Source organism: Paraburkholderia tagetis (assembly GCF_022213065.1).
In the GTDB taxonomy this organism is placed as follows: Bacteria; Pseudomonadota; Gammaproteobacteria; order Burkholderiales; family Burkholderiaceae; genus Paraburkholderia; species Paraburkholderia tagetis.
Genome location: NZ_JAKLJA010000091.1, coordinates 1 through 8,947 on the forward strand (window position 1 = coordinate 1; position 8,947 = coordinate 8,947).

The 8,947-nt window shown below is 59.2% G+C and carries 14 protein-coding genes; 9 read left to right on the forward strand and 5 right to left on the reverse strand.

Going from position 1 to position 8,947, the window contains the following annotated elements; genetic code table 11:
• The first annotated feature begins 127 nt into the window (after nt 1-127).
• From L5014_RS37990 to L5014_RS38005, 4 genes are all read left to right on the forward strand, one after another.
• Nucleotides 128-484, forward strand: coding sequence for a hypothetical protein (locus L5014_RS37990; protein WP_238469002.1), 357 nt, complete (start codon nt 128-130; stop codon nt 482-484).
• Between the two features lie 17 nt (nt 485-501).
• Entirely contained in the window at nt 502-720 is a 219-nt protein-coding gene (locus L5014_RS37995) for a DUF6904 family protein (protein WP_238469003.1), read from the forward strand.
• A 2-nt stretch (nt 721-722) separates the two neighbouring features.
• On the forward strand, nt 723-1,130 hold the full coding sequence (locus tag L5014_RS38000) for a DUF6904 family protein (protein WP_238469004.1): 408 nt from the start codon (nt 723-725) through the stop codon (nt 1,128-1,130).
• 130 nt (nt 1,131-1,260) lie between these two features.
• The gene (locus tag L5014_RS38005) at nt 1,261-1,947 is read left to right on the forward strand and encodes a transposase (RefSeq protein WP_238469005.1); all 687 of its coding nucleotides are present in this window, start codon (nt 1,261-1,263) and stop codon (nt 1,945-1,947) included.
• A 221-nt stretch (nt 1,948-2,168) separates the two neighbouring features.
• On the opposite strand, the gene L5014_RS38010 is transcribed toward L5014_RS38005, so the two are convergent.
• Together L5014_RS38010 and L5014_RS38015 are read right to left on the reverse strand one after the other, a co-directional pair.
• The gene (locus L5014_RS38010; protein WP_238469006.1) at nt 2,169-2,408 is read right to left on the reverse strand and encodes a hypothetical protein; all 240 of its coding nucleotides are present in this window, start codon (nt 2,406-2,408) and stop codon (nt 2,169-2,171) included.
• A gap of 144 nt (nt 2,409-2,552) precedes the next feature.
• Nucleotides 2,553-2,843, reverse strand: coding sequence for a hypothetical protein (locus L5014_RS38015; protein ID WP_238469007.1), 291 nt, complete (start codon nt 2,841-2,843; stop codon nt 2,553-2,555).
• A gap of 696 nt (nt 2,844-3,539) precedes the next feature.
• Here L5014_RS38015 and L5014_RS38020 point away from each other — a divergent pair.
• From L5014_RS38020 to L5014_RS38040, 5 genes are all read left to right on the forward strand, one after another.
• Nucleotides 3,540-3,767, forward strand: coding sequence for a hypothetical protein (locus L5014_RS38020; RefSeq protein ID WP_238469008.1), 228 nt, complete (start codon nt 3,540-3,542; stop codon nt 3,765-3,767).
• Nucleotides 3,768-4,263: 496 nt separating this feature from the next.
• Nucleotides 4,264-4,530 (forward strand): translation initiation factor IF-1, encoded by a 267-nt coding sequence (gene infA, locus L5014_RS38025; RefSeq protein ID WP_238469009.1) that lies wholly within the window; start codon nt 4,264-4,266, stop codon nt 4,528-4,530.
• 324 nt (nt 4,531-4,854) lie between these two features.
• Nucleotides 4,855-5,145 (forward strand): hypothetical protein, encoded by a 291-nt coding sequence (locus tag L5014_RS38030; protein ID WP_238469010.1) that lies wholly within the window; start codon nt 4,855-4,857, stop codon nt 5,143-5,145.
• A 75-nt stretch (nt 5,146-5,220) separates the two neighbouring features.
• Nucleotides 5,221-5,460, forward strand: coding sequence for a hypothetical protein (locus tag L5014_RS38035; RefSeq protein ID WP_238469011.1), 240 nt, complete (start codon nt 5,221-5,223; stop codon nt 5,458-5,460).
• Nucleotides 5,461-5,527: 67 nt separating this feature from the next.
• Nucleotides 5,528-5,743 carry a hypothetical protein gene (locus tag L5014_RS38040; RefSeq protein WP_238469012.1) on the forward strand — a complete coding sequence of 72 codons (216 nt, stop codon included), beginning with the start codon at nt 5,528-5,530 and terminating at the stop codon, nt 5,741-5,743.
• A 184-nt stretch (nt 5,744-5,927) separates the two neighbouring features.
• On the opposite strand, the gene istB is transcribed toward L5014_RS38040, so the two are convergent.
• From istB to L5014_RS38055, 3 genes are all read right to left on the reverse strand, one after another.
• Nucleotides 5,928-6,716 carry an IS21-like element helper ATPase IstB gene (gene istB, locus L5014_RS38045; protein WP_238469013.1) on the reverse strand — a complete coding sequence of 263 codons (789 nt, stop codon included), beginning with the start codon at nt 6,714-6,716 and terminating at the stop codon, nt 5,928-5,930.
• Between the two features lie 4 nt (nt 6,717-6,720).
• Nucleotides 6,721-8,235 (reverse strand): IS21 family transposase, encoded by a 1,515-nt coding sequence (gene istA, locus L5014_RS38050; RefSeq protein ID WP_238469015.1) that lies wholly within the window; start codon nt 8,233-8,235, stop codon nt 6,721-6,723.
• 209 nt (nt 8,236-8,444) lie between these two features.
• Nucleotides 8,445-8,789 (reverse strand): hypothetical protein, encoded by a 345-nt coding sequence (locus tag L5014_RS38055; protein ID WP_238469014.1) that lies wholly within the window; start codon nt 8,787-8,789, stop codon nt 8,445-8,447.
• Nucleotides 8,790-8,947 lie beyond the last annotated feature (158 nt).

The following is an 8,947-nucleotide window of genomic DNA, read 5'->3' on the forward strand; positions in this document are numbered from 1 at the left end:
TATCGTGACCGTGGAGGGCCGTATCAGGCATATCCATTTTGTGTGCTCCTTCGGAAGAAAACGAGTCTGCGACTCTCGTTTTACTCCTACGAATTTGCTTTCACAGCTCCCATAGCATCTCCTTCAGTTGCTGGAACTGCAGCTCGAACTCGAGCATATTGACCAGCATGCCCTCAACAACATGAGTGAAGAGCGGCTGAAACACTACAACACAATCCTGAGGGAGCAGGTGCGCGAACTGGATCAGGAGATCCTTAACGTCGAGTCATCTTTCCGTTACGCCTACGGAATCGATCCATTCGAATCCGTTTCTCCCGATGGCGTGTTGCAAAACCTTGCAGTTGATCTCAAGGAACTCCGGCTGAATGTCCGGACCCTGGAGCAGGATCTTGCTGCATTCGAAGATATCAAGAATCTGAAGCTCTGGCTGAAGCGCTGTAAGGTCGTTTCCGCACCGTCAGACTTCGAATTCATGCCGTTTTGATGCCGAGGGAGGCACCTGTGCTCGACTATCAGCTGCTGAAAAATCACGCGGGCATTCTGTTTGTCGGCGACTACCATTCGCTTACCGAGCTGCACGAGGTCGATCACGATGTCAATGACCGTTCGCCATTACTTCGTCAGGATGACGGACCATTTCTGGGTTTGGCCTACGATGTGCGCAAGGCCTACGAGCAGCAGCGGGAAATCCTGCAGCCCCTGAAGGCTTCGAAGAAATAGGCGTGCGCTACGGGGTCGAGATACTCTGGCCCGTCCTTCTCGTGCAGCATCGGATGCTACGAGTTTCGCTCGGGTACCTCGACCACTCCAGGCGACATCAGGCAATCACGTACGCCCTGGAGGCCGTCATCGAGGAAGCCTTGCGGGAGGACTTCGGTATGCAGGGGCAAACCATCATCGACCACTGGCTACGGCTTGATCCCGCCATCGACATTTTCGAAAAACTGGACAGCCGAGGAGCAATGTTTTGCTCCTGGTCGAAGACTGAACGCAACCAACGGTTTGCCTCCCTGTTGTCAAGTTTTGACCTCATGTTTGGAGTCGAGGGCGTGCAGCAGACGGCTGGATCTGTGTCGCCTCGTGAATTGAAGCGCTGGGAAGGCGTGGAATGGCCCGACCCGAACTGGTAATTGGGAACCGCACCTTGTCGGAGTGCGATCCGGTCATCCGATTTCTTTCGCTAAATCAGTGACTTGACCGGAGATGTGGCGGATTTTTCACGAATCCCGGCCAACCCTCTATATGGGCTGTCAATGGAAGATGCTGCCAATCGACAGGAATGCTCAAGGACTGCCCGAGATTCACTACACGCGGATCTACCGGACGTTTCGCCGCTGGCGGCGCGCCGGTTGTATCGATGCCATCTTTTCCGGTTCGGTTGCCAGGCTTCACGATGACCAACTGCTTGATCTGACGGTTATTCACGGCGATGGCACGACAACGGTCGCGAAGAAAGGCGGCGATAACCTCGGGTATAGCGGCCACAAGCATCTGAAAGGCGACAAGGTGGTGGCCTTGTGCGATCGCCACTGCAACGTCATCGCACCGTTCGTCACTGCTGCAGGCAACCGCAACGAATCACCCCTGCTGCGTGATGCGCTGCCCCGACTCAGCCAGATTGCGCGCGCCCTTGACATCGATCTGCAAGGTACCATCGTCAGTCTCGAGGGTGTCTACGACTGCCGGTCTAACCGCAAGGCGATCTTCAATCGCTGCATGATTCCCAACATTCCCGAGAACCCGCGTGCACGCAAAATCTCGAAGCGTGGTCGCAAGCGCCGCTTCGATGCGGCCATCTTCGAAGAGCGCTTTCGCACCATTGAGCGCGTGTTCGCCTGGGAGGACAAGTTTCGCCGCCTGCTGCTGCGCTTCGAACGCATCAGTGACGTTCACTACGCGTTCAAGACGCTTGCTTATACGATGATCAACCTGCGCCACTACTGCTGATTCAGCGCAGGATCTGCACTTCGTTCATGGCGCGATGCGCCATGATCGATCACGTCCGCTAAATTCGCATTCCTGACCGTAATACCCATTCACCATCTCGATTCCCATCGTTTCTCGCAACTATGCCGCTGACTTCGCTCGCTAGCTCACGGTCATCATAATCCCTCCGTTCACCATGAACCGAAACCCGCAACCAGTTGTTGAAGAAAACGCCGATGGTTTTACGACTCGTCTTCGCCAATAACCGCATCGATAGCCGTTTGACCGGCCTGCTGTGCGCTTAGAAACGCCTTTTGCGGGCTAAAAGGCCCTTTACGAAGCTTTGTTTCGGCGCCAAGCTCATCAATCACGCCGACATTGACACCGCCCTTGATCTGAAAAACCGCGTCGTACAGGCCCGGAGAAGCCTCCGTCAGCCTCACATGAATTTCAAAACCGCGATGCGTGAAAACTTGATGCATGGAAGCCCTGCGAAAATGAGACGGAAATCGGGTTAATCAACAGTTTGCACTTTTCTGGAGCACGTTCGCATCCGAGGGTAGAAAATCATCGACAATGTCGCAGATCATCTCTGTTCATACTGAATCTTGTGGCGAGAAAAACGTTCAGGACTTCATATCGAGGAAAGTCGCGCCCGGTGTACAGGTATCGATGAGGCGCTCTGCATATTCGATCGATGCACGACGCGCATCCCCCGAATTGATGAACGGCCGGCTGGCTACGACACCGAACACCCGGCTACGTTGAGTGCCGTCGGGCTCCTGCGGTTCCAGGATTCGTACGGCGGCGTCAAACCCCTCGTCGTAGTTATGGCCGAATCCGGCGGCGGTGGGTCGGTGCGGATAAACCAGCGGACAAATTTCGAGTCCACGGTAGAAACGGACAGCGGCAGTCATGAAGTCACCTTCTGGCCGCATGCTTTGCGGCAAAAGCGTATAAGGATGCACGCGATCGCCTCGACATCTGAACGGCGGTCGATCGCGTTTCGTGGTCTGCGATGGCGGGGAGCGTCTCGATCCCTGGTGAACGGTGCAGGAGGCGGGCTGGAATCGGTCGCAGGTCGACTGATCTTTTCATGCTACGCCCCTCCAGCCGTTTGTACAGCGAAAGTTTCAGACTTGCAGCCTGCGCGCTGCCGCTCTCATGAAGTCTGCCGACAGCAGGCAGTTGGGTCTTCGAACTGCGGATGGTGGGCCCTTGCCTTGCTCCCGTTCAGCGACGACGGAAAGTGCTGCCGCGCGGCTGAGGCGGCTTGACGGTCTGGTTGACAAGGCGTAGCCTGGTTTGCGTTGCTGTTTGATAGCGATTTGTCGTCGACCGCGTGCTCTGACACTCACCTCTTCCGCCCTCCTTCGGTCTTTTCTGGGGCCGGCTCCCGAGATGCTTGCGGCTGCAGTGCCGTTTTATCCACCTGACCGGGACAACGCGCTTCTTTGCGATCCCGAGCGTCTCGAACGCTAGTACGCTGGTGCATGTCGCCAGCAGTTCAGATCTTTACGGCCCTGAACCGCGCAGGATTCCATTCGGGAAATCGACGAGGAGTCGGTGCGCTCCAATGGCAGCTTAAACGGAGCATTCATGAGGAGATTGCAATGAACAAGCCCTACATCAACGTGGAGGCGATTCTCGATATGTTCAAGGAGATCGCGCAGAAGGGCCTCGACCAGACAAGCGCAGCTGGTTCACTGACCTGGCTCACCGAATACCTCGCACGCGAGCACAGCGCGATGAACGCGAACGACTGGAACGGCCTCCTGCAGATCGGCGCTGTGCTCTATCGGGACGGAAATCGCAGCGAAGGCTCGCCAGGGACGTGTTGATTCTTGTGATGGCTTACACCACTGCACCATATACCGAATGGAGAACGCGGCGCTGGATTTCCGGTTGTTGCGGCTTGCGGCGGCCTTGCCGCCAAGGTGCATCATTCTGTCCCATTTAAACGCTGGTCCTGGAGATGGCCGTCTTCGGTTACAATAGAGGCTTGATTCGCCCTGTACCTCGCGCAACAAGATCTCCGTTGGCTCATTGCGAATCCCCCTCCGACTGATCGCCAGGTGAGGCCGGCGACAACAGTATTCGTTGGACGTGCCCTGATTCTGATAGGACCGGCACCGCTGGCCCCCGCGTCTGACTCATCCATTCATCTGCAGGACTCGCCGCCCGGACAGGGCGACGGCCATGACATTTCCGACGCGAGGCCGCTCATCCGCCCGCGCGCTACTCACCATCGCTCGCTGAGCGTCTGTCAACACTCGTGGCTTGCTCCTCGTCGAGGTGTCGCGTATCGACGCCCGGCGAATTAACCAGGACCCTTGAATGGCAAAAGAAGAACTGCTGGAACTCGACGGTATCGTTGAGGAAGTGCTGCCGGACAGCCGCTACCGCGTCACGCTCGACAATGGCGTCGTGGTGGGTGCGTACGCGTCCGGACGTATCCGCAAGAATCACATCCGCATCCTTGCCGGAGACAGAGTCACGCTGGAACTCTCGGTGTACGACCTCACGAAAGGAAGAATCAACTTTCGGCATAAGGACGAGCGCAGCGGCGGCGCAGCGCAAAGGCCCGCGTTCCGCCGTCGTTGACCCGTCGGGCGCGGACGCTGGCTGCGGCCAGTCGCCGGCATCGTGCCAGGCGCATGGCCGTCGTCGATTGGTCTCACGCGCCTCGCGACCGGGAAGAGCGTCAGAGAAGTTTAGCTGTACAAAGGCTTCAACAGGCGTAGCATGAACGCGCCAATTGCTCTACGGCCGTTCCCGGCGCCTCCCCAGCCGCCTTGCCAGTGGGATTCGGACCGCTCACTTTCTTCGCAGGCCGAACCGACGCGGCCACCCGTGTAGAGACTGGATTCGGTCGCTCGCACTCCCTCCCCAATCCGCCGCGTAGTCATGCGGCCGCAAAGGCAATCCATGACAACAGGTTTCCGTCTCTACCGTGGGCTCGAAATTTACCCACTGGTCTATCCGCATCGTCCCACCAGGGCAACGGGCGGGCGCAACTACGAAGATGGTTTCGATGCCGCCGTGCGTATTCAGGAGCCGGAAGGTTCAGAGGGGACGTCGCGCAGCCGTGTATTCAGGCTTGCTCAGGGAGCACCCTTCCAGAACGCCGGCGACGCACGCCGGGCATCGACTGCATATGCCGTGCGCCTCATCGACACCTGTCCAGAGAACACGAGTGTGCTCGATCTGCAGCCGTGATTCGCGGTCCCTTCAGCGCCGTGGCCCTCTGGCAAACGTTCGCACCAGGGCATGCCGCAAGACAGGAGGATGGTGATGCGCAGAATTGAGCTGCTGGAGCTGATTCGACATGACGGTGCAGGCATTATCGACCGGTTTCTTCCCTCGGGAGCGCGTGCCGAACTGGATAGCGTCATCCGCGCCGGCCATCGCGAGGTCGATGCGCATGCGTGGCTGATGTTCATGTCGGTCCGCGCTCTGCTGTGCAACGGCGGGATGCCGCGCTGCGAGTCGGACTGCGAGGCCGGCCATGTCATGGCCCTTCTGAATGCGTAACAGGGCCTGCCTTCCCCGGCGGTGCTCCACCCCACTCGCGGCCGCGCGGTAATCACACGAGAAAGCAATGCACTTTAATTCAACGCGGTTCCTCATTGACCCCACCCCGCGTCGGGCCGACGGCGAGTATATGGCTCATGCCCGCATCAGTTGCAGCCGCGCTGACGGCAGCGAATATGACGTTCAACTGAGCGGTGATCTGGCGGCCTTCGACGTACGCGACGATGCGATTGCCTGCGCGAAGAACTGGGCACGGGAGTGGCTGGACGCGCGGTTTGGCTGACGAGGCGCGCGGCATCATGCGATACATGCACCCCACTACCGTTTGCACAATTTAGAGCACGAACTCACAACCAGGAAAAGAATTGACTACTGTAATCCCTGTCACGGATCGGCGTAAAGGAGCCGGGGATGATCGGCGTAAAGGAGCCAGCAGAACTGGTGTAAAACGCCCGATTCGAACGGGCTCAAGAATGCGGTTTTTTGCCGTTTTTGGCAACCGCATTTTGGGGCGGATCAGGCATGGGTTTCGGGGTACGCCGACTTTCACCTTCGAGCACGAGCCGGTAGGCGCCGTGACGTAACCGGTCCAGGGTCGCCGTGCCGAGAATGCGGTTCTTGGGGAACGCAGCGCCCCATTCGTCGAAGTGCAAATTCGATGTCAGGATCGTGGACGCTTTTTCGTAACGCGCGTCGACGAGATCGTGGAAGTCTTCGTCCTGCGGCGTCTGCAGGGGCTTGAGCGCGAAGTCGTCGATGATCAGCAGCGGCACCCGGGCGTACTGCTGGAACCGGCGTTCGTAGGTGCCGGTTGCGCGCGCAGCGTTCAGCCGCTTGAACAGTTCAGTCTGCGAGATGAACAGCACGTCCCGGCCCTGGCGGGCGGCGCAGTGGCCCAGTGCCTGTGCCAGATGGCTCTTGCCCGTGCCGGTCTGCCCGGCGATCAGGATCGCAACCTTCTCGTCGAGGTAGCGGCCGGCCGCGAGATCGTAGACATAGGAACGGTTCAGCGCGGGCAGCAGATCGAAGTCAAAGGACTCGAGCGTCTTGCCCATCGAGAAGCCGGCGCGCGCCAGACGGGTACCGAGTTTTTTGTTCTCGCGCCGTGCCACCTCGTCGTGCAGCAGCATGGCGAGGAACTCGGTGTAGGCAATCTGTCCGTCAATCGCCTCGCGGTTACGCAGCTCGAGCGAATCGAGAATGCCGGACAGGCGAAGCTGTTTGAGGATGGAATTCAGTTCGGGGCTCGGATTCATGGTGTCAGTGGATCATCAGGGACTGGAGGTCGCGGCCGAAGCGACCGCCGTTCAGGTAAGTGTTGTCGGCGGCCGATGGCTGCTGCGGCACGGTTTCGGCCTCAAGCCCCTTGTCGAGGATGCCTTTGACCGTTTTGTATTTCGGGCTGTGGAAGGCGAGCGCACGTGCACAGGCCGCCTCCAGGCGTTGATCCCCGACCTTCTTGCGCATCCGGACGATGCCCTGCGCGCCGCGCAGGTTGACGAGCACGGCGTCGTTGAAGAGCGCGAGAATCACACCGTGGCACGACGGGCCGATCTCCTTTGCTCGCGCCAGACACCATTGCGGATCGTGCTCGAGCCAGGCCTGCGCCTCGGGCGGCTGGTGATCCCGGACGGTATGGCGCCCGCCACGCGGTTGCCGAGGGTGCGTTGCGACGAGCTCGTGCCGGTGGAACAGCTGGATGACCGTATCGGTCGCCTTCAACCACAGTTCCTTGCCGACCAGCGCGTACGGTGCCGAGTACCGTGCGTACCGGTAGAACACATGGCCGTCGCGGTGAAGCGTCACGTTCTCCCAGACCGAGAGCACTGGGGGCACGGCGGGCAGCAACACAAGCAGCGGCTTCTCGATCGCGAAGCGCATGAGCGGCTGCTCCTGCGTGGTACCGTGGGTTCGGATTCCCGCCTCCTGCATGACCCATTCGCGTAATTGCCGGTTGGCATCCGTGCGATCGCGGAACTCGCGCAACGGAACGAAGGACTTCTTGACATATTTGACGCCCGACTCAACGACGCCTTTCTTCTGGGGATCGCGCGGTGGGCAGGCATCGATCTTGAAGCCGTATGCTTCTGCAAGGGCGGCGTAGGAGCGTTGCACGGCTGGATCGTACCGGCACGCCTTGATGATCGCGCACTTGGCGTTGTCGATGATGACCCGGCCAGGGCAGCCACCGAACCATTCGAAGGCGCGCCGGTGGCACGCGAGCCACGTCTCGACTGTTTGATCCAGAACAATCTCGGCGTACTGATGCCGCGACCAGCACAGCGTCATGACGAAGATCCACGTCTTGAGTTCCACGCCATCTACCGTCAGGGCCGGGCCAGCGCCGAAGTCCACCTGTGCGGCGTCGGCAATCTCGAAGTCAAGGATCGTCGTCGCGCTCACGCCGCGCTCAGCAGCAAGGTGGCCCACCATGCGCCGCACCGCAGAGTAGCTGCCGGTGTAGCCATGATTGCGTTGCAGGGCAGCGTGAATCGTCGTGCCCTGCACGCCGGCGGCGAGCCAGCCGCGAATCTGCTCGCGGAACGGTTCCACGCTCGAGACACAGGTGCGCGGCACATGCCTGGGGATCTGGCTGAAGACGCCAGCAATCTCGGCGTCGTCCGGCATCGGGTTTGCCGGATCGAGCCAGCCGCGCGTTTGGGCTTCCTGCCGGAAGACCGCCAACTTGTTCCTGCCCATCAGTCGCCTGCGCGCGATGTCGCGATCGGAATCACCTCGTCGCATGCGCACGATGATGTGTCGATACTCAAACAATTCGAACCTCCGGTTGGTCATGGGCGCTCCGTTCAAAAAGAACGAAGCGTACCGACTGTGAAAGTTCGAACCGTGCGCTTACATGGAACTGCTGGGCCCTGCGCGCTGAGGATCAGGTGGCTTCTTTACGGCGATCATGGAGTGGCTCCATTACGCCGATCATGCACTGGCTTCAATACGCCGATCCTCAGGTGGCTTCACTACGCCGATCACGGATTGGCTCTATAACGCCGATCCGTGACAGGCAGTGCGAGCAGACTGCCTTTTTCCCGCTCGAAGGCTTCACGTACGGTAATATCAGGCTCATCGGGGCACGGACGATCAGCGGCCACCGTGGCGCACCACTGCGCGGCCTGTGCGTTCAGGTCATCAATGTCGGTGAACTTGCGGGCTGCAAAGAATGAGGATCGTACGAAACGTATTGCGCGTTCCACCCGGCCTTTTTCGTTGTTATGGGCTCGAGCCCATAACAACAAGTATGACATGGTAAAAAATATGTGCTGCTCGACTACCAACGAGGCCAAGGCAGCGTCCTTGCGGAAATCGAACAGCACATATCATTCGGCTACAGTGTGCGGAGGAAGGCCATCAGGTGTTACGTCCCGAACTATTTGAGTTTTAGCGGGAGGCGTTTATCTCGCGAACGTCGGGAACGATTTTTTGAACTTCACCGCGCGAAGCGCGGGACACGAGGGGCGTAAAGAAGGCCGGT

What these genes read in the sequence shown, in the direction of transcription:
- L5014_RS38005 (WP_238469005.1), top strand. Translation starts at nt 1,261, where the DNA reads ATGCTGCCAATCGACAGGAATGCTCAAGGACTGCCCGAGATTCACTAC.
- L5014_RS38010 (WP_238469006.1), bottom strand. Translation starts at nt 2,408, where the DNA reads ATGCATCAAGTTTTCACGCATCGCGGTTTTGAAATTCATGTGAGGCTG.
- L5014_RS38015 (WP_238469007.1), bottom strand. Translation starts at nt 2,843, where the DNA reads ATGACTGCCGCTGTCCGTTTCTACCGTGGACTCGAAATTTGTCCGCTG.
- L5014_RS38020 (WP_238469008.1), top strand. Translation starts at nt 3,540, where the DNA reads ATGAACAAGCCCTACATCAACGTGGAGGCGATTCTCGATATGTTCAAG.
- infA (WP_238469009.1), top strand. Translation starts at nt 4,264, where the DNA reads ATGGCAAAAGAAGAACTGCTGGAACTCGACGGTATCGTTGAGGAAGTG.
- L5014_RS38030 (WP_238469010.1), top strand. Translation starts at nt 4,855, where the DNA reads ATGACAACAGGTTTCCGTCTCTACCGTGGGCTCGAAATTTACCCACTG.
- L5014_RS38035 (WP_238469011.1), top strand. Translation starts at nt 5,221, where the DNA reads ATGCGCAGAATTGAGCTGCTGGAGCTGATTCGACATGACGGTGCAGGC.
- L5014_RS38040 (WP_238469012.1), top strand. Translation starts at nt 5,528, where the DNA reads ATGCACTTTAATTCAACGCGGTTCCTCATTGACCCCACCCCGCGTCGG.
- istB (WP_238469013.1), bottom strand. Translation starts at nt 6,716, where the DNA reads ATGAATCCGAGCCCCGAACTGAATTCCATCCTCAAACAGCTTCGCCTG.